The organism is Chitinophaga sp. 9-1-y, from assembly GCF_059511905.2.
This window is the reverse complement of sequence record NZ_CM197955.1, coordinates 2742464-2767319: the sequence shown is the minus strand read 5'-3', so window position 1 is coordinate 2767319 and position 24856 is coordinate 2742464. Positions and strand designations below refer to the sequence as shown.

Annotated in this window: 20 protein-coding genes; 14 read left to right on the top strand and 6 right to left on the bottom strand. The window is 47.3% G+C overall.

The window, feature by feature from the left end:
* The first annotated feature begins 6 nt into the window (after nt 1–6).
* From AC5ZC7_RS10930 to AC5ZC7_RS10900, 7 genes are all read left to right on the top strand, one after another.
* A complete protein-coding gene (locus AC5ZC7_RS10930) occupies nt 7–1941 on the top strand; it encodes an efflux RND transporter permease subunit (protein ID WP_496159258.1) in 1935 nt (644 codons plus the stop codon).
* A complete protein-coding gene (locus AC5ZC7_RS10925) occupies nt 1925–3178 on the top strand; it encodes a TolC family protein (protein ID WP_496159259.1) in 1254 nt (417 codons plus the stop codon). Before AC5ZC7_RS10930 ends, AC5ZC7_RS10925 begins: the two co-directional genes overlap by 17 nt.
* Entirely contained in the window at nt 3156–4361 is a 1206-nt protein-coding gene (locus AC5ZC7_RS10920) for a hypothetical protein (protein ID WP_496159260.1), read from the top strand. Before AC5ZC7_RS10925 ends, AC5ZC7_RS10920 begins: the two co-directional genes overlap by 23 nt.
* Before the next feature lie 4 nt (nt 4362–4365).
* Nucleotides 4366–5574, top strand: a complete 1209-nt coding sequence (locus AC5ZC7_RS10915) for an efflux RND transporter periplasmic adaptor subunit (RefSeq protein WP_496159261.1) — start codon at nt 4366–4368, stop codon at nt 5572–5574.
* Between the two features lie 32 nt (nt 5575–5606).
* Complete coding sequence (locus tag AC5ZC7_RS10910) at nt 5607–6146, top strand: DUF3347 domain-containing protein (RefSeq protein WP_496159262.1); 540 nt, start codon at nt 5607–5609, stop codon at nt 6144–6146.
* Between the two features lie 31 nt (nt 6147–6177).
* Nucleotides 6178–6810 (top strand): DUF3347 domain-containing protein, encoded by a 633-nt coding sequence (locus AC5ZC7_RS10905; RefSeq protein WP_496159263.1) that lies wholly within the window; start codon nt 6178–6180, stop codon nt 6808–6810.
* A gap of 73 nt (nt 6811–6883) precedes the next feature.
* Entirely contained in the window at nt 6884–7336 is a 453-nt protein-coding gene (locus AC5ZC7_RS10900; RefSeq protein ID WP_496159264.1) for a heme-binding domain-containing protein, read from the top strand.
* Nucleotides 7337–7342: 6 nt separating this feature from the next.
* On the opposite strand, the gene AC5ZC7_RS10895 is transcribed toward AC5ZC7_RS10900, so the two are convergent.
* Nucleotides 7343–8458, bottom strand: coding sequence for an agmatine deiminase family protein (locus AC5ZC7_RS10895; RefSeq protein WP_496159265.1), 1116 nt, complete (start codon nt 8456–8458; stop codon nt 7343–7345).
* A 91-nt stretch (nt 8459–8549) separates the two neighbouring features.
* Entirely contained in the window at nt 8550–9383 is an 834-nt protein-coding gene (locus tag AC5ZC7_RS10890) for a GyrI-like domain-containing protein (protein WP_496159266.1), read from the bottom strand.
* 37 nt (nt 9384–9420) lie between these two features.
* Here AC5ZC7_RS10890 and AC5ZC7_RS10885 point away from each other — a divergent pair, with 37 nt between their 5' ends.
* Entirely contained in the window at nt 9421–10335 is a 915-nt protein-coding gene (locus tag AC5ZC7_RS10885; RefSeq protein ID WP_496159267.1) for a helix-turn-helix domain-containing protein, read from the top strand.
* Here the strand turns inward: AC5ZC7_RS10885 and AC5ZC7_RS10880 are convergent.
* Entirely contained in the window at nt 10290–10739 is a 450-nt protein-coding gene (locus AC5ZC7_RS10880) for an antibiotic biosynthesis monooxygenase (RefSeq protein WP_496159268.1), read from the bottom strand. The genes AC5ZC7_RS10885 and AC5ZC7_RS10880 overlap by 46 nt on opposite strands.
* Nucleotides 10740–11161: 422 nt before the next feature.
* Between AC5ZC7_RS10880 and AC5ZC7_RS10875 the strand changes: the two genes are divergently transcribed.
* The 6 genes from AC5ZC7_RS10875 (at nt 11162) to AC5ZC7_RS10850 (ending at nt 22325) form a co-directional block, all read left to right on the top strand.
* The gene (locus AC5ZC7_RS10875) at nt 11162–13756 is read left to right on the top strand and encodes a DUF7133 domain-containing protein (protein WP_496159269.1); all 2595 of its coding nucleotides are present in this window, start codon (nt 11162–11164) and stop codon (nt 13754–13756) included.
* Nucleotides 13757–13801: 45 nt separating this feature from the next.
* Nucleotides 13802–15886: a family 20 glycosylhydrolase gene (locus tag AC5ZC7_RS10870; protein ID WP_496159270.1), complete on the top strand. Its 2085-nt coding sequence runs from the start codon at nt 13802–13804 to the stop codon at nt 15884–15886.
* A gap of 263 nt (nt 15887–16149) precedes the next feature.
* The gene (gene asnA / locus AC5ZC7_RS10865; RefSeq protein WP_496159271.1) at nt 16150–17127 is read left to right on the top strand and encodes an aspartate--ammonia ligase; all 978 of its coding nucleotides are present in this window, start codon (nt 16150–16152) and stop codon (nt 17125–17127) included.
* A 204-nt stretch (nt 17128–17331) separates the two neighbouring features.
* Nucleotides 17332–17952 (top strand): sigma-70 family RNA polymerase sigma factor, encoded by a 621-nt coding sequence (locus tag AC5ZC7_RS10860; RefSeq protein WP_496159272.1) that lies wholly within the window; start codon nt 17332–17334, stop codon nt 17950–17952.
* A 377-nt stretch (nt 17953–18329) separates the two neighbouring features.
* Nucleotides 18330–20948 carry a DUF7133 domain-containing protein gene (locus AC5ZC7_RS10855; RefSeq protein WP_496159273.1) on the top strand — a complete coding sequence of 873 codons (2619 nt, stop codon included), beginning with the start codon at nt 18330–18332 and terminating at the stop codon, nt 20946–20948.
* Between the two features lie 147 nt (nt 20949–21095).
* Nucleotides 21096–22325 carry a glycoside hydrolase family 27 protein gene (locus AC5ZC7_RS10850; RefSeq protein ID WP_496159274.1) on the top strand — a complete coding sequence of 410 codons (1230 nt, stop codon included), beginning with the start codon at nt 21096–21098 and terminating at the stop codon, nt 22323–22325.
* Between the two features lie 175 nt (nt 22326–22500).
* On the opposite strand, the gene AC5ZC7_RS10845 is transcribed toward AC5ZC7_RS10850, so the two are convergent.
* The 3 genes from AC5ZC7_RS10845 to AC5ZC7_RS10835 form a co-directional block, all read right to left on the bottom strand.
* Nucleotides 22501–23145, bottom strand: a complete 645-nt coding sequence (locus AC5ZC7_RS10845; protein WP_496159275.1) for a dihydrofolate reductase family protein — start codon at nt 23143–23145, stop codon at nt 22501–22503.
* Nucleotides 23146–23230: 85 nt separating this feature from the next.
* Nucleotides 23231–23905 carry a hypothetical protein gene (locus tag AC5ZC7_RS10840; protein WP_496159276.1) on the bottom strand — a complete coding sequence of 225 codons (675 nt, stop codon included), beginning with the start codon at nt 23903–23905 and terminating at the stop codon, nt 23231–23233.
* Nucleotides 23906–24024: 119 nt separating this feature from the next.
* Nucleotides 24025–24834: a LytTR family transcriptional regulator DNA-binding domain-containing protein gene (locus tag AC5ZC7_RS10835; protein ID WP_496159277.1), complete on the bottom strand. Its 810-nt coding sequence runs from the start codon at nt 24832–24834 to the stop codon at nt 24025–24027.
* Between the last annotated feature and the right edge of the window lie 22 nt (nt 24835–24856).

Below are 24856 nucleotides of genomic sequence, written 5' to 3'. Positions count from 1 at the left end.
CAGATTATGAATTGGCTGAAAAATATTTTTAAGAAATCGCCTGACTGGATCACGGAAGAAGAAAGGCTGAAGGTGATAGAGCAATCCAGCAAACAGGTATCCCGTGGGGTATTCTTTGCTACCATCATTATCATTACTTCGTTCCTGCCGGTGTTTATGCTCACAGGGCAGGAAGGCAAGCTGTTTCACCCGCTCGCCTATACGAAAACTTTCATTATGATCATGGATGCCTTCCTCGTGATCACCCTGGCGCCCGTGCTGATCTCCTTTTTTATGAAAGGGAAGTTCAGACCGGATCATGCCAACCCCGTAACCCGGATCCTGGAAAGGATTTACGAACCTGTTATCAAAGGTGTGCTGAAATGGCGTAAAACCACCATCGCCATTAACCTCATCGCGCTGGTCATTACCATTCCCCTGCTCAAAAGCCTGGGTAGTGAATTTATGCCCCCCCTCGATGAGCAAAGCATTCTGTTCATGCCGGTAACTTTACCCGACGTGTCCAATGCAGAAGCAAAACGGATTTTACAGGTACAGGACAAAATCATTAAATCAGTACCTGAAGTAGATAAAGTGCTGGGGAAAGCCGGTCGCGCTAACACGGCCACCGACAATTCCCCTATCAGCATGATTGAAACCATCATCATGCTGAAGCCTAAAGCGAAATGGCGGGAAGGCAAAACCAAGAAAGACATCATCAACGAACTGGATGCGAAACTACAGATTCCGGGCGTAGTGAATGGCTGGACACAGCCCATCATCAACCGTATCAACATGCTGGCCACCGGTATCCGTACCGATGTAGGCGTAAAAGTTTACGGGCAAAACCTGGACACCATTGCAGCGGTATCCGAACGGGTGAGAAAAGAACTGGAAGGCACACCGGGCATCGCAGACCTTTACGTAGAGCCGGTGACAGGCGGTAAATACCTGGACATTGCGGTACGCAGACCAGAACTTGCGCGCTATGGACTGAACGTAGATGACGTAAATCAAACCGTGGAAACCGCCCTGGGCGGCGCTCCTATTGGCAACACCATTGAAGGACGGCAACGCTTTTCCATCAGCGTACGCCTGGCACAGGACTACCGTAACAGCGTGGAGCATATCAAGCGTATTCCCATTATGTCGGCTGCTTTTGGAGAAGTACCACTGTCGTCCGTAGCAGATGTAAAATTTGCGGACGGCCCACCCATGATCACTTCCGACAATGCCATGCTGCGGGGCGCCGTACTATTCAACGTGCGGGGAAGAGACCTCGGTGGTACTGTCAGCGAAGCGATCAGCAAAATGAGTAAAGCGAACGGCATTTTACCGCAGGGCTACTACCTGGAGTGGAGCGGTCAGTACGAGAACCTGATCCGCGGCCAGCAAACACTGATGTGGATTGCCCCGGTAGTACTCGTGATCATTTTCTTCTCCCTGTATTTTGCATTCCATTCTATCCGGGAAGCTTTCCTGAGCCTCATCACCGTACCCTTTGCCCTCATCGGCGGCGCCTATATGATTTACTTCTGGGGCGTGAACCTCTCCGTGGCAGTAGCCGTAGGCTTTATCGCACTTTTTGGTATTGCCGTGGAAACAGGTATCGTGATGGTGATTTACCTGAATGATGCCATGCAGCAGTTAGTGAAAGAGAAAGGCAACAGCGCGGAAACGCTGACCCGGGAAGACTTGCGCAGGGCTATCATATACGGTGCGGCCAAGCGCCTGCGACCCAAACTGATGACGGTATGCGTATCGCTCTTTGGCCTGGTGCCGGTGCTGTGGGCTACCGGCGTAGGTACAGATGTAATGAAGCCCATCGTATTACCCATGATTGGCGGCGTGTTGACTTCTTCCACACATATTTTGTTGGTAACACCGCTGATTTTTTTAATGACGAAAGAATATGAATTACGCAAGTACGGAAAATTGGAAATTCATGAGGTACACCATTAAATACTTATCCCTCCTGCTATTGGGCCTGCCGCTCCAACTGCCGGCCCAACAGGCGCCGGTGCTGCCGCTCGACAGCATCCTGCAACGGGTAGATCGCAACAACGTATTACTGCAATCCTATGGGCTGAAGGCCGAAAGCTATAAATACAGTGCAGACGCCGCCACCGCCTGGATGGCGCCGATGGTGGGCGTGGGTACCTTCATGACGCCCTACCCAGGGCAAATGGTGATGGATGGCAGAGACAAAGGTAGCCTGATGCTACAGCTGGAACAGGACATTCCCAATCCGGCCAAACTCAGCGCCAAAAGGAAATATATCGCTTCGCAGGGCAACATAGAAAAAGCCACCCGCGACATTACCCTGAACGACTTCAAAGCGCAGGCCAAGCGGCTTTACTTCAACTGGCTCATTGCCAGGCAACGTATTGCGGTATTGAGAGAAAATGAAAAAATCATGGTCACCATGAAGAAGATTGAAGAAGTGCGTTTCCCTTATAACCAATCGCAACTGAGCGGAGTATTTAAAGCCACTGCAAAGATTGAGGATAACCACAACATGATCCGCATGCAGGAAGGCAATATTGCAAAAGCCATGTCCTGGCTCAATAGCCTGATGAATGCGCCCGGCAACCAGGTATTTGATATTGACACTACGTATCAGCCGCGATTTGAAATAGCTGCTTCTTATGATACCGCTACCCTGGCCACTGTTAGAAAGGATGTCGTCAAAATGAATGAAGGCATCCACTCCATGCAGCTAAACATTGAGAGTATGAAACGGGAGAAGAAACCCGATTTCAGGTTCCGGTTCGATCACATGTATCCCCTGGACGCAGCCATGCCAAAGTCTTTCAGTGCAATGGGTATGATCAGTATCCCGATTGCCCCCTGGTCTTCCAAAATGTACAAGTCTGGCATCAAAGCGATGCAATACAATGTACAGGCTATGGAAAAAGAGAAAGCGGCTATGTTACAGGAAACGCAGGGTATGTTGTATGGTATGCAATACGAAATACAGTCTATGGAAAAGCGGGTTACCGCCATGGAAGAAAAAATCATCCCGGCCTTACGTCAAACATTGGACGCTAACTTCCTGAACTACCAGGAAAATAAACTGGCACTTTCCAATGTGATAGATTCCTGGGAAGCACTGACCATGATGCAGTCCAATGTATTGGATGAAAAATTGAAACTCTACGAAATGATAGTGGATTATGAGAAACAATTATATCGTTAAAATAACCGCCTGGGGTTTCGCCTTGCTGGGGCTTGCTGCCTGCAAAGACAAAACAGGCAAAGCGGCCCATGCCGACGCACATCATGAGCCGGCGATGGACAGCAGCGTGGCCAGTCTTACCCAACCTGCCAATGCACAAGTGGTAGCCAGCATTCCGGCCATCCGTCCTGAAAGTGGCACCCGTATTTATGCGTCCACTGTCAACGGAGTAGTCACGTACGATACACGTAATCAAACCAGCGTGGCCAGCAGAGTGGGTGGCCGTATAGAACGGTTGCTGATTAAATACAATTATCAGCCGGTGAGAAAGGGACAACTGATTATGGAGGTGTATTCTCCGGACCTGGCAGCGGCACAACGGGAACTACTATACGTAGCGCGCAATAGCACAGAGATGCTGGCAGCCGCCAAACAACGGCTACAGCTGCTGGGCATGCAGCCGGCACAGATTGAACAGATATTAAAAACAGGCCATGTGCTGTATCGAATACCTGTATACAGTAACAGCGATGGCTATATCCTGGAAGAGTCAGCCGCCGGTCCGGCACCTGCGGCCACGCCAGCAGTGGCAGCGCCAGCGGGAGACGGCATGGGCGCTATGAGCGGCGGCGGAGCGGCCGCCTCCACTCCTTCCCCGGCTACGCCTACCAATGCACCCATACTACTGCGTGAAGGGCAGTATGTGAGTGCCGGCCAATCGCTTTTTACCATCTACCAGGCGCAAACACTGGTGGCAGAATTGGCCTTTCCCGCTCAACTGGCCGCCCGGATTAAAACCGGACAACAGGTATTGTTTTTTCCGAACAGCAATGAAAACGCGATGCAATCCGGGCGTATCAGCCTGATAGAACCTGTTTTCAAAGACGGAATCAACTTCACCCGCGCCCGCATTTACCTGGAGGATCGCTCCTTACAGGTAGGCCAACTGCTAACGGCCAATGTACCTGTGGTATATACTTCCGGTTGGTGGCTACCTAAAAAAGCGGTGTGGCGACTTGGCAACAAGGCCGTTGTTTTCAGACAGAACAAAGGCGTGTATGTACCTGTAGTGATAGCAACAGGCGTAGTAACGGCAGATATGGTACAGATCACTACCAACATCAGCGACTGGCAAGTGGCTTCGAATGCCTATTACCTGGTAGACAGTGAGAGCTTTATTAAAACGAATCATTCAATACAATAGCGATATGGAAAGAAAACATTTCTTAAAGACCGTAGCGTTGGTATCGCTGGCACCGGCACTGTTCCTGGCGGCCTGTAAAGAAACCGGGAAAAAAGAAACCGGCAACGAAAAGCAGCAAACCTATACCTGCCCCATGCACCCGCAGGTAGTACAGAATAAACCAGGCATCTGCCCCATATGTGGTATGGACCTGGTGCCGTTTGATAAAAACAACAAAGAAGCTTCACTGACGCTTGGACCCAACCAGGTGGCACTGGCCAATATCACTACCATGGTGGTGGGCAGCGGCGCCTTGTCAAATTTCAAACAACTCAATGGGCGCCTGGCCACTGACCCGGAAAAAACGGCTGTGATCTCCAGCCGCGTGCCTGGCCGCATAGAAGTATTATATGTAAAGGAAATTGGCGTGAAAGTCAGTAAAGGGCAGCCTTTATATAAAATTTATTCGGAGCAACTGGCTTCCCTGCAACAGGAATATTTACTGGCGGTAGCACAGGTCAAACAGTTTCCGGAAGATGCCCGGTTCCGCCAGATAGAACAGGCCGCGCGTCAAAAGCTGACACTATATGATCAGCAGGAGACCCAGATCACACAACTGGTGCAATCCGGGAAAGTGAATCCCTATGTGGTATACCCTGCTACTGTTAGTGGCATTGTGTCGGAAGTAACGGTAACAGAAGGCCAGTACGTGGCAGAAGGCGGTGCCGTGATGCGCCTGGAAGGCTATCAGCAGTTGTGGGTAGAAGCAGATGTATATCCTGCAGAAGCGTCAGCAATACAGGTAGGGCAGCAGGTGAAAGTACTGGTGGCCGGTTGGGAAAACGAGCCGCAAATGATGACCATACAATTCATCAATCCCGCATTGCAAACGGGTAGCCAACTGATGCAACTGCGAGGCACTATACCCAACCCGGATAATCGCTGGCAGCCGGGCCAACAGGTCAATGTTTTACTACCGGTGAAAAGTAAAGGCAATGTGATGAGTTTACCGGTGGATGCCGTAATCCGTGACGGCAAGGGCGCACATGTATGGATTGAAAAATCCCATGGAAAATTTGAACCACGCAGGATCAAAACCGGCATGGAAAATTTTGATGCGGTTGAAATTACCGAGGGACTGCAGGAAGGCGATACGGTGGTAGTTACCGGCGCTTACCTGTTGTATTCTGAATACCTCTTAAAAAAAGGCGTAAATCCCATGGCTGGCATGTAATTTTTTTTCCGTTTCATAAAAACCAACAACCCATGAACAGATTCGTAAATACCATCGTACTTCCTGTCTGCATGCTTGTTTTACTGGCCGCCTGCGGCGAAGCACCCAGGCCAGCTACATCTGCAAAAGACAAAACAGCAACACCTGTTCCGGCAACAGCAGCAACCGTACAATTAAAGGATGATCAACTGAACGCCTTGTACCAACAATACGCGCAGTTAACCAGTGCTTTGGTAAAAGGAGATGCAAAAGAAGCCCGGTTTGCCAGCAATGCCATCGAAGCCGGCGCCAGAGCAATGAAAAATGGCACGCAATTGGGTGCCAGCGCCGCGAAAATCACCGCCACCGCAGACCTGGAAGCACAACGTGCCGCTTTTGCCACCCTGAGCGCCGACCTGGTAGCACTGATTAAACAATCAGGAATACATAGCGGCCAACTGTATGTCGACTTCTGCCCGATGGCCATGAACGACCAGGGAGCCGTATGGCTCAGCGCCGGTAAAACTATTCAGAATCCTTACTTCGGTGAAAGTATGATGACCTGTGGAGCAGTAAAAGAAACCATTCAATAATTCCATCTTTCAAATATTCAAACAATAAAAAATGAAAAGAATCATGATTGCCGCCATGGCTATCGCCGCCGTTACCTTTGCTGCCTGCAACAACAGCCAGTCGTCCCATGAAGGCCACCAACACGACAGTACCACAGTCACCGGCGCAGCCACACACCATGAAACACCTGCCACCACCGATGACCTTACCACGCTAACGCCTCAGTTCACGAATGTAGATCCCGCTGTAGCCGCATCATTGAAACAGGTAACAGATCATTACCTGCATATTAAAAACGCCCTCGCCAATGACAATTCCGCCGAAGCAGCCAATGGCGGCAAAGCTATGGCCAGCGCCCTGGAACAACTCAACAAAACGGCATTGACCCCGGAGCAACAACAGTTGTACAGCCAAAATGAAGATGACCTCAAAGAACATGCAGAACATATTGGCAAAAATGAAGGCAATGCCACCCACCAACGGGAACACTTTGCGCAAATGAGCGAGGATGTATTTGCCCTGGTAAAAGCTTTCGGTGGCGGACAGCCCCTGTACCAGGATTACTGCCCGATGTACGATAATAACAAAGGCGCGTTGTGGTTAAGCGAAAGTAAAGAAATCAAAAATCCTTATTTCGGTAGTAAAATGGCTACCTGCGGATCCGTTAAAGCAATCATTAAATAACGGGAACGACTATATGTTTTCTGTAAACAGACCTATCATCTGTTTACAGAAAACATCGCTAAAGAACTATTGTATGCGAAAACTTCCGATGATACTACTTTTGCTGCTGGCTTTTTTTGTACTGCTGCAATTTTTCCGGCCGCCTGAAAATTTGTCTACCCATCCAGCTGCTACTGCTATTACCCATCTCTATCCGGTTCCCGGCGAAGTACAAACGCTGCTGCAAAACGCCTGCTATGACTGCCATAGTAATAACACCCGGTATCCCTGGTACACCAATATTCAGCCCATTGGTTGGTTCATGGCCAACCATGTCAACCAGGGTAAAAAGGAATTGAATTTTGATGAATATGGCACTTACTCTGTCAAACGGCAGCGGAATAAACTGAAACGAATGAAGGAACAGGTAACAACCGGTAAAATGCCGCTCCGCTCCTATACACTGATGCATGCAGATGCCCGGTTAAATGCGGATCAGCAGCGCGTGTTAGCACAATGGATAGACAGTGTTTTAGCCGGTAACTAAGCGTTGTTACCTTGGCTGCTGCTGCGTTACACAATGCACCATCCCTCCATTGGCAAACAGGTTACGGCAATCGATGCCTACTACTTTTTTACCGGGATATAGTTGTTGAATGATATTCAGTGCCACCGCATCATTGGGATCTTTGTAGACTGGCACCAGTACACTGTTATTAGCTATGTAATAATTGATGTAGGACGCTTTGCCGAGATTTTTACCGTAAGTAGTCACCACCTCATTTTGTGTCAGCGGTACTTTCACAAATTTGTAGGCAGCCGATTCGCGGTTGGTAGCGGTGTATAACCTGCTGATATCTTCCTGGGGTACCTGCCAGTAATCCAGGTCGTCGTTGCTCATAGTGATGATAGTAGTGGAATTGGCAAACCTGGCAAATCCGTCAATATGCATATCCGTGATATCCAGTCCGGCTTGTCCTTCCAGCCAGATGAACTTTGTTACGCCGAGATATTTGGTAAAGATTGCCTCTGCCACCTGCTGTGTCATACCGGGGTTTCTGTTTTCATTTAAAACAGAACTTTTGCACGCCATTAAAACACCGTGTCCATCAATTTCAACACTACCACCTTCATTGACCATGACGTCATTGAGGTTTACTACAGACGTTTGCTGCAACGCCGCTATCTTTGCAGGCACGGCATTGCAGTTGGTGTATGCCGCTTTTCTTCCCCAGGCATTGAATCCCCAGTCTTCAATCAACAATTTCCCGTTTTTATCTTTTACATAGATAGGTCCGTTGTCTCTTGCCCATACATCATCTGTAGGACAAATCACAAAGTTGACGTTTGTTAATGGTACATTATCCTGTTGTAATAAACCGGTGATCCTTTCTTTTTCAAATTCGTCATAGGCCACGATATGCACTTTTTCGCCCCGCACCAGTTCTTTGGTCATGGCTACCCAGGTGGGATCCAGGCGGTTGCGGAAGGCTTTACCATATTGATACTCATGCGGCCATTGCAACCAGGTGCCCTCATGAGGAGCAGATTCTTCCGGCATGGTGTACACTATCGCCGTATCCGGAGTAACCGGCTTAGTACCTTCTTTAGGCACCTCTTTGGTACAGGATGATAATAATGCAGGTAAAAGCAGGAGTAGATTTTCCATTTTTTGCATGATTTAAAAAGTATTGCTGTGGTGAATAATACAGCAAAACTAGGCCGGAGAACGGCGCCAATGTTGTCCGAAATTGACAATCTTATTTCAGGGGTAGCAATATGCCGGTCAGTTGCTCTGCTATTGAATCCGTATTATCCGCATGTTTTATATACCTTTCGATCACCGGCGTATGTCCAAATTCCAGTTTTGATTCCAGCATCCAGCCAGCATATATATCCCTGTATGTTTCTTCGATGTTGTCATATGATCCTGTATGGATAAATTGGGCATAACGCCCGCCCAATATCGTTTTTGAGGGCAATGATTTCCGGATCGCCTGTTCCGAAGCTCCCGCATCATACCTGCAATCCAATGCCTCTTTGATCAACGGTTCATCTGCTATTACGCCAAAATAATGGGTACCACCGGGAAATTCATGCTTCATAAAACGCTCCCATACTAATTCTATCTCCCTGTTCTCATAAGATAAAGTGGCACTCTCATAATATATTTTAACGGGTGGAAAATAAATAATTTCAGGCGCTAATACACGGTCAGACTCTATGGGAACAATATCCGCCTCCTGGAACAACCCTGTTTTGTTCAACCTCGCTTCCTTCGGAGAACAATGAAAATGTTGTTTAAATGCTTTTGAAAAAGACGCCAGGTTCGCAAACCCCACTTTTAATGCGATGGCTGTAATAGGTTCTTTGGTATACAACATTAACTTATACGCATTCTCTATCCGCAGCCTTTTCTGATAGGCCCCAATCGTCTCGCCGCAAGTATACCGGAAGATCCGCTGAATATTGCGGTAGGAATAATGCGACACCGCTTCCAACTCTTTTATTGTAATGGCCCGGTCATAGTGCTGCTCTATAAAGTGGAGCACACTATACACGCAATGCAGATTGGACGGGCTGTGTTCGTTCATTTTGCCGGCTTTTAACGAATACAAAGGTCCTGAAATAATGGGAGATAATTGTATCTTCCTAATTCCCGGCATCTACAAAAATATCCTGTACTTTTACGATATGGATGCCCTGTTCAAAAAAACATCTTACCTGCCTCCTCTCTCCCTTCGTCCTTATATCGATCGTTTCTGGACGGGCGAAGGTACTGCCGCAGCATATGCACAGCCTACCATGGCCGCAGGAACGGGGGCGGAAATGATTTTCCAGCTCAAAGCTCCGTTGAGGCTTGTTACAAAAGAGAACACCGTATACACGCCTCCGTTACAAGCGATTTATTGCATTCGCCATCAGCATTATCATCCACTGATCAACCAGGAACATTTCTTTATTGCTGTCCGGTTTAAAGCGGGCGCGCTCCGGCATTTCAGCCCGATGCCGGTGGCGGATAACATTGAGCAATTTCCGGATATCTGTCAGCTATATGGAGATGCAGGGAAAAGATTGACAGAAAGATTGCATAGCTGCGCAGGCTTGTCGCAGCAACTGACGCTCATTGAAGACTTTCTGCTTTGTCTGCTGGAAAAATATCACCGCCCGCATGCCCTGGTAGATGAAGCTGTGAAGCAATTATATTATAACGTAGATATACCAGACCTGGTATCTTTCAGCGACCGCCTGGGAAAGAGCTACCGGCAGTTTGAGCGCCTGTTCATTCATAACGTGGGCACTACGCCGAAATCGTTCCAGCAAGCAGCGCGACTTAATAACACCGTGAAATATTTGCTGGCCCACCAGATCAAAGATTATCTCCCGGTGGCATTTGATTTCGGTTACTATGACCAGTCGCATTTCATCAGAGCCTGCAGGAGATTCTACGGTGCCAGGCCCGGAGTGATTCTATCTCCTGCAAGACTTGATCAACATTGCTACTTGTCGTCTTTGAGCGCATCCGGCTCAGATGACAAAAAGTAAACCTGCAGGTCCTTCGATTTCCATTTATCCACTTTCTTCACAAACTCCGCCAGGTAAGCCTGCTGAAAATGAAACTTCAGGCCGGCAATGTCCCGGTAATGTTCTATGAGCGTAAATACCCCTGTTTGACCGGATTCCGGGTAATAGGTGTAATCCAGGCAACCTGCTTCCTTCCTGGTTTGCACTGCCAATTGCTCCAGTGCCTGCCGGAATTCCTCTACGGAAGCGGGTTGAATAAACAGTTTAGCGATCACGAATTTTTCCATGGTAACAGGGAGATTTTTTGATGATGTTGTAAGACAGCTGTCTGCCGGTATATGCCGGTCTGCTATAGGATGAGCCAAAGCAGGCAAGGCAAATACCATACAGGCAAGCTGCCACTGAAGTAGCCTGGTGCAATTCATATGTAGTATGTTTTTTTTTGATACGGCAAAACTACGGACTGCCGTTAGCGTAAAATTGTACGATTCTGCCATGGGGTATAGAACGATAAGTAGCCAACGCGCTTTACCAGTATCCCGGCCATCGATGCGATTTATTACCAGAGTAAAAAAAGCATAGATAATTGCTAATATCACGGTTGCGCAATCAATGGAATTGCCGGATCTTCGATTTCTGTCAGGCTCGCATGAAGTGAGGACGATACTGTTGTATAGCTACAGCGTGAACAATATTTTATATGCGGAAGAAACATTTCCGGTCAATCCACGAAGGAACACCACCAGGATCTACCATCTGTTGCAGTGATGAAAACTGCGATATGATTTTCAATTTTCAAAACATATAAGTTGACAACTGCGGCCTTGCAGCTGTAATATTCCAAATTATGAAAAGACGATTCCTCACAACTTTGTTGGTTGCCGGCACTACATTGTTGATTTATCAATGCAGTATTCCACGAAAAAGCACTTCTGTTACAAAGGCATCTGTTACTAAACTACCAAGGGATTCTACCGGGAAAATTATTGTACAGCAACATCCCGACGGTGCTTATTTATCGCCCGAACAAAGCCTGGCCGCCATTCATGTTCCCGACGGCTACCACCTGCAATTAGTGGCCAGTGAACCGATGATTAAAGAGCCCGTTGCGATTGCCTGGGATGGTGATGGTCGTATGTTTGTATCCGAAATGCTTACCTATATGCAGGACGTGGATGGATCTAATGAGAATGCGCCATTGTCGAGGGTTGTTTTGCTGGAAGACAGCAATGGAGATGGCATCATGGATAGGAGTACCGTCTATATCGATAGTCTCGTACTACCACGTATGATTCTTTGTGTAGGCCGAAAGCTGCTCGTCAGTGAAACTTATACCAATAACATTTGGTCTTATGAAGATACAGACCGCGACGGCAAAGCGGATAAAAAGATCCAGGTATTTGGCAACAGCAAGCTGCATACCGGCAATCTGGAGCACCAGCGAAGTGGTTTTACCTGGAATATTGACAATAGAATTTATACCACTTATGAAAATCTGCGATACAGGTATACCGGCGACCAGCTGATTGCGGATACCATGTTTACAGGGTATGGGCAATGGGGCATTGGGAATGATGACTATGGCAGGTTATATTTTTCTTCCGCGGGAGGTGAGGTACCGGCTTTGGGTTTCCAGATCAATCCATTTTATGGCCGGTATGATGTTCCGGAACAGCTCTCCCCCGGCTTCAATGCCGTATGGCCTATTATAGCCACACCAGACGTACAGGGAGGGCCAGACAGGTTACGGCCGGATAGTACGCTCAATCATTTCACCGGGTGTTGCGGACAATCCATTGTCAGGGGAAATGCACTCCCCGACGATCTGAAAGGTGATCTTATTATATGTGAACCGGTAGGCCGGCTGATTCGCCGGGCAAAGGTCCTCAATCAGAATGGTATCAGGGTGTTACAGAATGCATATCAACAGGAAGAGTTTATGGCTGCTACCGACATGAATTTCCGGCCCGTAAATACGGCCAATGGCCCGGATGGCTGCCTGTACATTGTGGATATGCATAGAGGCATTATCCAGGAAGGTAACTGGACGCGGAAAGGAAGTTACCTGAGGCCGGAAATACAGAAACGAAACCTGGACAAAAACATCGGTCAGGGAAGAATTTACCGCCTGGTACATGATGGATATAAACCGGGTCCCCGGCCTGGTATGTTATCCCAGGATGGCAAAACACTGGTATCGTACCTCTCCCATCCCAATGGCTGGTGGCGGGATAACGCACAAAAGGAACTGATTGTGCGAAAAGACAGGTCAGTGATACCTGCACTGCTGGACCTGCTGAAAAATAACCCGAATGAATTGGCGCGTCTTCACGCCCTGTGGACGCTGGAGGGCCTGAATGCGGCTGATAAATCAGTGATTCAAATCGCATTGAAAGATGCAAGCCCACAGGTACGCAAAGCAGCCATTGTTGTCAGCGAGCCATTGCTGAAACAGCGTGATACAACGGTAAGGGCTGCACTAATGGATCTGTCCAATGAGTCGGATGCGGATGTACAAACGCAGTTAGTAGCCTCGCTCTCCTATTATGAATCTGCCGGATCCAACGATATGCTGGAACGTTTTATCGCCTCCGGAAGAAATGTTAAAAGTTTGACCGCTATTGCTGGCTTAATAGCAAAAAACAGTCATCAAAAGAGATATGGCATGGATCTGAGTGGTATTGCGCCAAACGAAAGAGCGATTATTCTCAAGGGTCATGAAACATTTCAGCAGGTTTGTGCCACCTGCCACGGAGATAATGGAAAAGGCATTTCAATTGGCGGCGCTCCGATGGCCGCACCTCCGCTGGCAAATTCAAAAAGGGCCGGAAACAGCGCTGCCCTCATCAACATCCTGCTGCATGGTTTGTCAGGTCCCATCAACGGCAATACCTATCCCGATGTAATGGCGCCGCTGGGTGCAGCGAATAGTGATGAATGGGTATCCAATGTGCTGAGTTATGTTCATTACCGGTTCAAGCCATCGGGCAGTCGTTTCCAGATCATCAGCCCGGAAGAAGTCCGCAATATCAGGGCATTAACCGAAAATCGCACCGCATTATTTACAGCTGCCGAACTGGAAAACCTGGATTCCAGCAACCTGGCTGCCGCAGCAGTAATGAAACAGGCTGCTGTCGCAAAAAAAGAAAATCATCTGCCCAAAACCGCTGGCCTCCAAAAGCCGCAGCAATTTGCCGCAGAAAAGAAACTGATCTCACAACTGGACTGTGCGGCCTGTCATCGGCCGGATCTTAAATTAGTAGGTCCTTCCTATAAAGCCATTGCTCAAAAATATAAGGTGAGTGAAGTCAATGTCAATAAACTGGCCGCTAAAGTTATTGCCGGAGGAAGTGGTAACTGGGGACCAACACCGATGTTGGCACATCCCAACTTAAGCAGCGCTGACGCAAAAAAAATAGTGAGATACATCTTATCGCTCTAAAATTGCGGATATTCGTTTGAGTGTATTTTATAAAACAGTGAACATATGAAAAAAAGATTAGCGTCGTTGAGTGCGTTACGGTGTGTGGCTATTGGCTTAAATATCCCCATAGCATTATTACTGGCGCTGCCAGCAGCAACCGCTCAAAGCCAGGTGAACGGCAAACCCTTCACCATACCGGCGGTTAATACCTGGCAGGGAGATACCGGCACCTACACCCTCCCTTCGCAACTGAATATTATCACCTCCTCACAGGACCGGGCAGCCTTGCAACCTTACATTACTACTTTTAAAAATGATCTTGCCACACAATATGGTGTCAGGGTTGAGCTCAGCGAAAAAAACACGCTACAAAAAGGGGACCTGCAATTTACGCTGTCAACAGACAGCACAAAAAATCCGGAGGCTTACCAGCTGGTAATTGACAGCTGTATTCATATCAGCGGATCTGCCAAAGGTTGCTTCTGGGCAACCCGGACCCTGTTACAACTATTGGCACAATCGCCAACGGCATCCCGCATTCCACGTGGCAGTATTACCGATGCTCCTCAGTGGCCCATTAGGGGGTTTGTACTGGATGTAGGCCGGAAGTTCTTCCCTATGGCGTTTTTACGTGAATATGTTCGCTTCATGGCTTATTATAAAATGAGCGATTTTCATTTGCACCTCAACGACCAGGGACCCAAACAATTCTTTCATAACAACTGGGACAGCACCTACAGTGCTTTCCGGCTGGAAAGTAGTACCTACCCTGCCCTTACGGCCAAAGACGGACATTATACAAAAGCCGAATTCATCGCCTTACAGGAAATGGCAGATAGTTTTGGCGTTAACATCATCCCGGAGATAGACGTCCCCGCTCATTCGCTGGCATTTACCAAACTGTTCCCGGAAATTGGGAGTCGCATATATGGGATGGATCACCTGGATCTCTACAACCCAAAAACCTACGAAGTCATTGATAATGTCTTCAAAGAATACCTGCAGGGCCCTGATCCGGTATTCAGGGGCAAAGAAGTGCATATTGGTACAGATGAATACAGTAAGAAAGAATCTGAGCAGTTCCGTCACTTCATGAATCATTACATCGACCTGGTACAACACTATGGGAAAAAGGCAAGAATGTGGGGGTCTCTTACCAACAACGCCGGCAATACACCGGTGCGTGTGGAGGGTGTAACCATGAATCTCTGGTACAACGGCTATGCCGACCCCAAAGCCATGCTGCAACTGGGCTATAACGCCATCAGTACACCCGATGGCTGGCTTTACATTGTGCCCGCCGCCGGTTATTACTATGACTACCTGAATCTTAAAAACCTCTATAATAAATGGACTCCATCTATGATTGGTGACCAGGTATTTGATGACAACAATCCCCAAATAAAAGGTGGCTCCTTTGCGGTATGGAATGACCATGTAGGCAATGGTATTACGGCAAAAGATGTACACGACCGGGTGTTTCCGGCCATGCAGGTACTGGCCGAAAAAATGTGGTCCGGCAAAAAGCAACTGATGGGCTACGATACGTTTGCGCTCCATGCTGCTGCATTGGGTGAAGGTCCGGGTCTTAACATCAGGGGAAAACTGGCAGGAGACTCTCTTGTTCCTTTCTCTGGCAAATTACAACTACATCAGGCAGATATCCGGCATTACAAAGGCCGTGACGCCGTACACTTAAAATCTTCCGGCAGTTATGTGGAAACGGGCTATGCAGGTATCGGTTACGACTATACGGTATCTTTCTACCTGTGGCCGGAAAAAGGCAACAAAGCGGATGCGGTACTTTTCTCGTCTCCGGATGCGACCGTGAAATTACGGCAGCAGCAAACCGGGTGCCTTGGCTTCTCCCGGGAAGACTATAATTATTCGTTCCATTACGCCGTACCAGAAGAAAAATGGACCCATATCGTAATCACCGGGAATAACAAAGGCACTTCGTTGTATGCAAATGGTGTATTGATAGAAAAGCTGGAAGGTGGTATGCAGCAATTCCCGGAAACAAAAAGTAAGCGAGCCATTGTACAAACACTCTTTTTTCCCTTGCAACATATAGGTGATACTACCAACAGCTTCAAAGGGTATATCAGCGATCTTAAAATTTATAATAAAGTAATAGCTGTTAAATAGAGGCATTTCAACAACATAAAAAGAAAGGCTGGATTAAATCCAGCCTTTCTTTTTGCCGTTTTTTTTTCAATAAAACCGCTCTTTTTTAACTTTTCCCAATTTTTTTTCTGATTTTTTGAACAAAAACCGAATATTTTTAGTTTTCATTAAAAATATTTTACTGTTTTGATTATTTTGATGACTTTTATATCACAAAAGCAGCTTTTTAATAAAATTTATTAAATCACACCATCATCAAAACAAAAAAATAGTAAAAAAAATCTATGTCATCCGCAACATTAACAGCCAGCCACACCACCCTGCTGGGAAAAGAAAAGGCCATTGCCTTTATTAAGGACTATTTCTCGCTGCAGCTATGCAAGCAACTTTCATTGACAAAAGTTGCCGCTCCATTATTTGTTAAATCAGGAACCGGGTTGAATGATGATCTCAATGGCGTTGAAAAACCCGTTTCATTCAAATTAAAAGGTGTAGATAATAATATTGAAATAGTACAATCACTCGCTAAATGGAAACGGAAACGTTTACATGAGCTGGAAATCCCTGCCGGTCAGGGTATCGTTGCCGATATGCGTGCTATCAGACCTGATGAAGTAACCTCTCCTATTCACAGCTTTTTGGTGGATCAGTGGGACTGGGAAAAACATATCACCGTTGCCGACAGAAATATTCCTTTCCTGGAAGCAACCGTAGCAGCCATCTACCAGGCCTTACGCGCTACCAACAGCCGCATACAGGAAGAAGGGCTGCCTGGTCTTGAGTTACCAGAGACCCTGCATTTTGTACATAGTGAAGACCTGCTGCAACAATACCCCGACCTGACACCCAAAGAAAGGGAAAACGCCTGTGCGAAAGAATTTGGCGCCATCTTTATCATTGGTATCGGCGGTCCGCTGAGCAATAGCCTGGTACATGACGACAGGGCCCCGGACTATGACGACTGGACCACCACTAACGATAAGGGCTACACGGGCCTTAATGGTGACCTGATCATCTGGAACCCGGCACTCGATGCAGCACTGGAAATTTCTTCTATGGGCATCCGCGTAGACGCCACCGCCTTACGCAAACAGCTGGAAGCTAAAAATTGTGCCCACCGTGCAGCAATGGAGTTCCATAGCCAGGTATTGAATAATGCCTACCCATTGTCGATGGGCGGCGGTATCGGCCAGTCAAGGCTTTGCATGCTCCTCTTACAACTGAAACATATTTCCGAAGTACAGGCCAGCATATGGCCTTAAGGCTACTGTTGACTATTTAATAATGCGGTATAAAAAAAAGACCAGCCAGGTTGAAGCCTGGCTGGTCTTTTTTATGTGCGAAACAAATCTCCCTTTCCATTCTTCCTTGTTTATTAAAAAAAAGTTTGTAACCTTTTTTCGTTGTTGTCATCTAACAGATAAAGCATTTCCTGCGATTGCCATATGAAAGGAAAGTCAACTACTATGTCAACTCTGATTGCTGACGTAAAGATCATTGAAAGAATATTAGCCGGCGAGAAGCAACTATTTGAGCTGCTCATCCGTAAACACAACCAGCTGTTGTATAGAATGGGCATGTCCGTTCTGGAAAATGAAGCCGAAACGGCCGATGCTATACAAACCAGCTATATTAAAGCGTTTGAACAGCTGTCCGGTTTTAGTGGCCATTCGCAATTCAGCACCTGGCTAATAGATATTATGCTCAACCAGTGCCTGGAAAAACAACGAAAGACCAGTTATCATCTTGCTGAGAACAATGAATCTTACAACTTTATTGATATGAAACCACCTGCAAATAAATCAGCCAATCCAGCACTAAGCAGGATACTCGAAAAGGCTATTGCAGATTTACCAGAGGAATATAGACTGGTATTCATGCTGCGTGAAATAGAGGATATGTCGGTCCACGATACCGCGGAGGCATTGTGTATCGAAGAGGCAAGTGTGAAAGTTCGTTTAACCAGGGCCAGGAGCCTGCTCCGGGGAAACCTGAAAAACTATCTGAAAGATCATATCTATTCTCTCGACCTTTACAGGGGCGACCGTGTGGTGAATTATGTCATGAAACACCTGGGTATTGCCTGACCCAGGGTGGTATACATCGCTTGCTTATCTAACGATATCTATATTATTTTTTACCCAGTATCCTCCTAAAAACCGATCCCCTCTTCTGATTAAAAAAAACCTGGCCTGTAAGTTCACCTTACAGGTCTTTTGCTATAAGGGTATTTTGTTAAGGAGAAACTTTCACCAGAAAAGCATTAAAAAGGAGAAAACTGTTTTGCTTTTATAAGAAGAAAGCAAAACGGATATTTTCACCATTCAACCCACGGATAGCGACAAACACCTCATATTTATACCATTCCAAAAATAATTGTCACACGAAATTTTATTTTTTCTATCTTGACCAATGCTTTAGATAAAGCATTGAGTAATACTATTTTATTAACACAGCGAGCAAAATGATGAAATTTTCACTTGGCCTGATCTATCCTCTTGCAGTATTTATTGGTGCACAATCATTCCTTGGGGATCCCCCCAGTTCTTCCCGTCGTCCGAATCCACCGGAATTAAACATTACCCGGTTTGTCGGCCCTGATGTAACACCCAGCCCCGCCTGCCTTGCAGTAGCGCCCACCGGCGAAGTATTTGTTGGTGTAGATATGATCGGTTCCCTGGGAAAAGATATGGGGAAAGGCCGGATCCTGAAACTCATTGATAAAGACAATGATGGCAAAATGGACCAGCACATTGAATTTGCTACCGTAGATAATCCACGCGGCATCATTGTGCAGGGCAATAAGGTATATGTATTACATACCACCTTTTCCAAAGAAACCGGCAAAGCAACCGGGATGGCCCTCGTAGTGTTTGAAGACAAAGATGGAGATGGCAAGGCCGACGGTCCTGCTCAACCACTTATTGAAAATATCAGTAATGCCAAATATATCCAGGAACGTGGCACCGACCATGCCACCAATGGTATCAGAATGGGCATTGATGGCTGGATCTATATTTCCGTAGGCGATTTCGGATTCCATAACGCCACCGATCGTTCCGGCAAAAAACTGACCATGCTGGGCGGTGGTATTGTGCGGGTACGCCCTGATGGTACCGAAATGGAAGTGTTTACCCATGGTACACGTAACGTATACGATGTAGCCATTGACCCTTACATGAATGTTTTCACCCGTGAAAACACCAACGATGGTGGTGGATGGAACGTGCGTTTCTCGCATCATATCCAATCCGCCGAATATGGCTACCCTGTATTGTTCCAGCACTTCACAGATGAAATCATCCCTGCCCTCGCGGATCTGGGTGGTGGCTCCGGCACAGGCGCCTTATACATGTCTGAACCAGGCTGGCCAGAAAAATACAACAACGTTCCGATGATGGCAGATTGGGGACGCAGCATGCTTTACATTCATCGCGTAACGCCTGATGGCCCTACCTTCACGCAGAAAGATGAAGAGTTCATAGAACTTCCACAGATTACTGACCTGGATGTAGACGGTTCCGGCAGACTTTATCTCTCTGCCTGGGATGGCGCCGGCTATTCCGGAAGCCCCGACAGAGGCTATGTAGTCCGCGTAGTACCAAACGACTGGACCTATAAAGCATTTCCGGATGTAGCCAAAGCCTCTACAGAGGAACTGGCCGGCATGCTGAAATCTGCCAGTGCGGTAGCCCGCTTAACGGCTTCCCGGGAATTAATTGCACATGGCGATAAGCCTTCTGTTGCAGCGGCATTGGCCATCGCTTCAGATGCCCAGTTGCCCTTATATGCACGCGTAGCTGGTCTTTATACCTATGCACAGGCGGCAGGTAAAGACGGCATCGCTACTTTAACAGATTTAGCAAAAGATCCTGCCGTAAGAGAACATGCCCTACGTGCTTTGGCAGATAGAAAAGCTTTCCTGAACGACGTTTCATCCGAACCTTTCCTGGCCGGACTGAAAGATGCGAATCCACGTGTACAGGCAGCAGCCATCGTAGGACTGGGACGTTTAAACCGTATCGAAACCGCCAACGCATTGCTGGACACCAAAGTACCGGCTTCCTTTACCGCACCGGTGAAAGAGGCAGAAGGACCTCATGCTACCCCTAATGCCGCTATTGTACTGCCTCACCTGGCCGTTCGCGCATTGGTAAATATGCATGCCGTAGACGCAGCAGTAGCAGCCATCAACACAGAAAACTCCACCCTCGCTTTATGGGCGTTACGTTATATGCATGATCAGAAAGCCGTAACCGGTTTAATCAGTGCTTATGCTACTTCCAAAAATGAGAAAGTAAAAAAACAGATCGTTGTTACACTGGCTCGTCTTTATAAAAAAGAAGATACCTACGACGCTTCCTGGTGGTGGGGTACCAGACCTGATTCACATGGCCCTTACTACAAAGATGTTACCTGGGAAGGATCACCTGCTATCGAAAAATTCCTGAAAGCGGCATCACTGAAGGCGGGTCCAACCGGGCTGGCATTCTACAGAGATCTCGATGCCCGCAACAGAATGGGTATTGCAGCCTTTGCAGCAGAGAAAAAACCAGCAGCTCCGGTGGCGAAAGAACCTAAGGTAGACCTGGAAAAAATCAAAAGCAAAAAAGGCCAGGTAGGCAAGTCATCTATCGAAGATGTACTGCTGGCGGTTAATAAATTAAAAGGAGATCCTGCGAAAGGAAAAATCCTGTTTACCCAGCAGGGCTGCGTTGCTTGTCACGCTATCAATAAAGGCGAAGTAATGAAAGGACCATTCATGGGACAAATAGGCTCTATCATGAACCGTGAGCAGATCGCTGAATCTATTCTGAAACCTAACGCTTCCATCTCCCAGGGCTTTGCCACGGTGATGATTACCGCAAAAGGCAATAAGTCTTATATGGGATTTGTAACAGAAGAAACTTCTGCTAAAGTGGTGATGAGAAATATCGCAGGGGAAGTATCCACGATTAAAACAGCGGATATCCTTACCCGTAAGGAACTGAAAACGTCTATGATGCCTACTGGCCTTGCCAATGCCTTGTCTTACGAGGAGTTTGCATCACTCGTTACCTTCCTGTCTCAACAGAAGAAATAGAAGAAAAGAATTACGAATTACGAATTACGAATTACGAATTACGGATTTGTGGGGAGATGGTAAACGCGAAATTGATTCGCTATCATCTCCCCACAAATCCGTAATTCGTAATTCGCAATTCGTAATTATCTAAGTAAATTACCGCACATGATAAATAAGCAAGTAAAACGGATGTTTATGGCGATCTGCCTGTTGTGTTGCACGCAGCTGGCAATGGCGCAAAACACACCGGTTAAATCCCAGACACCTATCATGGGCTGGGCCAGCTGGAACAACTTCCGCATTCATATCAATGAACAACTGATCAGGGAACAAGCCGACGCCATGGTGCAAAATGGACTGAAACAAGCCGGCTATCAATACATCAACATCGACGATGGTTTCTTTGGTGGCCGGAATGAAAAAGGCGCATTGCTGCATAACGCACAACGTTTCCCCGGCGGCATGAAACGACTTTCCGATTATATACACAGCAAGGGACTGAAAGCAGGCATCTATGCAGAAGCCGGCGTTAATACCTGCGCTGCCATCTGGGACCAGGATACTATTGGTTCCGGCTCAGGGCTGTATGGGCATGATGAACAAGACCTCACCCTGTTGCTGAAAACATGGGGATATGATTTCCTGAAAGTAGACTGGTGTGGCGGAAAAGATTTAGGACTCGATGAACAATTACGCTATACGCAAATTTCCAACTGGATCAAAAGCATCAAGCCGGAAGTAGTATTCAACATCTGCCGCTGGCAATTCCCCGGCAAATGGGCACCGCTGGTGGCCGACTCATGGCGGGTTTCCGGCGACATCGACAACCACTTCGCGTCTATTCTCCGGATCATTGCACTCAACGCCGATCTGTGGCCCTACTGCTCTCCCGGTCATTTCAATGACATGGATATGCTGCAGGTAGGCCGTGGGATGAGTGATGAAGAAGACAAAAGCCATTTCTCCATGTGGTGTATCATGAACTCTCCCCTCCTGCTGGGCAATGATCTCCGGAAAATATCCCCGCAAACATTATCTATCATTACCAATAAAGAAGTGATTGCGCTTAACCAGGATCCACTTTGTTATCAGGCCAGGAAATTCCGCGATACATTGGGCGTACAGCTTTGGGCCAAACCATTGATCGGTGTTACCAGTGGACAGGTAGCCGTGGCCTTGCTCAACACTACTGATGCACCGGCTGTTGCCGAACTGGAGGTGGGTGCCGTAGGCATAAATGCTGGCAAAGCAGTTACCATACGCGACTTGTGGAAACACGAAGACGTAAAAACTACCAACGGGAAAAAATCCGTTTACCATCTTCCGCCACACGGTATTGTAGTATTGAAGCTAACGGGAACCAGTATGCCGTTTAATGTCTTCACAAAAAATTAAAAATATACCCGGCTGGTAAATCACAAATACCCCTGTTATGCAACAGTGATACAGCAGCACTTTATTTGTTCAGTCAACCTCCACAATATCTGGAATAAAGCCCTGCCGTACCGTATATAAGGTATGGCAGGTACTTCCGTGAACAAGCAAATGCGGATTAAATATCTTCAGTAACTTACGCCGGATGATAGGTACGTGCAATGGTACCATTGGGGAAAACCTTTACATCTACCAGTTTCAGATAAAGTGGCGCTGAAAGACCGTCAAATATCGGTAGTCCGGTTCCAAGCGCAACCGGATGTGTTACTAAATGGTATTCATCTATCAGCCCTGTTGCAATCAGGCTTCTCATAAATCCCGCTCCTCCATGCGCCAGGATAGGGTTCCCTGACTCTGCTTTGAGTTCCCGGATGCCTTCAGCCAAATCGCCGGCAAAAATCCGTGGTGAAGCCCAGGAAGCGGCAGCAGGCGACAGTTCTACAGCAGGCTGCACCCCCGTGGCTGCATCGTATTGCCGGGCACTTTTTAACGCCGTAGTAGTATCTGCCGGATCAAAACCAGTCATCCCTTTTTGGGTAAAAACAGCCTTGGGTACCCCGTTCATAGGCGCTGCAATAGGTAGCGTGGACGTAGGCCAGTAAGACGCCATGTCGTTAAAGCTTTTGCTGCCCATAATATGAATCCCTGCCGTTTTGCAAAGTTCCAATACCCAGGCTGCCGACTCATTATCCCCTGTTTTGAAGAGCCAGTCGAGCTTTCCATTGGCGGCGGCGACAAACCCATCGGTGGAAATTGACATTTTCATCATTAATTTTCGCATGATATAAAGATTTGTTACCTCAAAAGTAAATCACCCTTATAGAATACATAAGGGGCCAAAGCGACAATCTAAGGGGCGATTTGCGTCATACTCTCTGTACGGCTTTCTTAGCAGCAAACTGCTTCCGGTATTTCCTGATGGTCAGGTTTATCACCACAAGTCCTATGATAGCAGGTCCGGTCCAGATAATCAACCCGGGCAAAAAATGGACATTCACTACCAGGAAAGCGGTAATAGTAGCAATATAAGCGCCGGCCATCCCGGAAATATGAGTAAAGAACCAATCTTGTTTGTCTTTGGGAGATACATAAAACTTGCGGACATCTCTTACTACGCTCTGCAACCCGATGCCACCAAAGAGAATGGCCGCATAGGCCAGTGTAGCATACGGGGTCCCCAATCTCATAACACCCCAAACGGTCAACCAGATATTAAAAGCCCCTCCGATCCCGTTAATAAGGTAATCAGGCCAGGCCATACGCATGCCTATATATAATTTTTTCAGGTACAATGCCCGGTATCCCCGCATAAGCTGGTGGTAACTGAAGAAGCCAACCATCAATAAAAAAGTCAGTGATTTAAGCAGTGCCATCCCCACGGCGGTGATAAAAATGATGGTCATACCCACCGTAAAGAGTTTTCCATTCAGACGGTGTGCCCGTCCCCCTTTTTTGGTAAGGGAAGCGAAAGAACCGGTAATCAGTGCAAGGGTACCACCGATGATGTGCAGGATAAGAAGAATCTGGAACAGGTGTTTCATACAAAAATCGTTTCTGCAAAAATGAGCTGTTCCCATTAGTTTATTTTTCAAAAGGGGCTACCAGTAAGCTTCCGGGGTGAACGGAAAGGCGTCCCGGGGCAAAGGGGTGAATGGAAAACTTACAGCAACCGATCCGACAATTCCCGGTGAAGATTCCTGGACACCGGCACCTCCACCGGCAACAATTGGAGCCGCAATTTGTAGCCTGCCGCATTACCACTGATACCTTCTACCCGGTGCAGGTTTACCAGGTAGGTACGATGACAACGAAAGAAATGATCCTTTCCTTCCAGGCTTTCGGCGGCTCGCTTCAGCGTACCGCGTAGCAATACCTGCTTCAGGACAGTCCCGCTCTCGTAAAACACCCTTATATAATTATCAGCGGCTTCAATACAGATCAATTGTGCCGCCTCCAGCGTAAGATCATCTTTAGACTGCTCCGCGGGTATGCGGATCATATTTGCCTGTACAGGATACCCGGCAGGTACTTCTATTTGTTTCTTTTCCTGTACCTGCGCATTCATCACCTCCGCCTCACCGGCATACTTACGCTGCCATCTCAGCTGGTTATATAATATTAATACGGTGAGCGGTATTATGCTGACCGCAATCGTCATGGCGCCAAACAGCAACATTACTGCCAGGGAAAATCCGGTATGGAGGTAAAAACTACCATACAGGAAATTACCGATGGTCACAAAGAAAATGGTGGTCAGCATCATCCCAATCTGTCGGCCCACAGTCCAGGCAGACTCATTGAATATCCGTGGCAGCAACCTGGGCAGCCCCCAGATGCAGGTAAACATCACGACAAGGGTTACCGCTCCATAACCGGCACAGACAAGCAATAAGGACTGCCAGGAATAATCAGACAGGCCAAAAGGCTGGAAGAAGGAAAGAAAGATAAAAACGAATAGGCCGAAAGCCAAAGAGGATAAGCGTTTCCGTTTT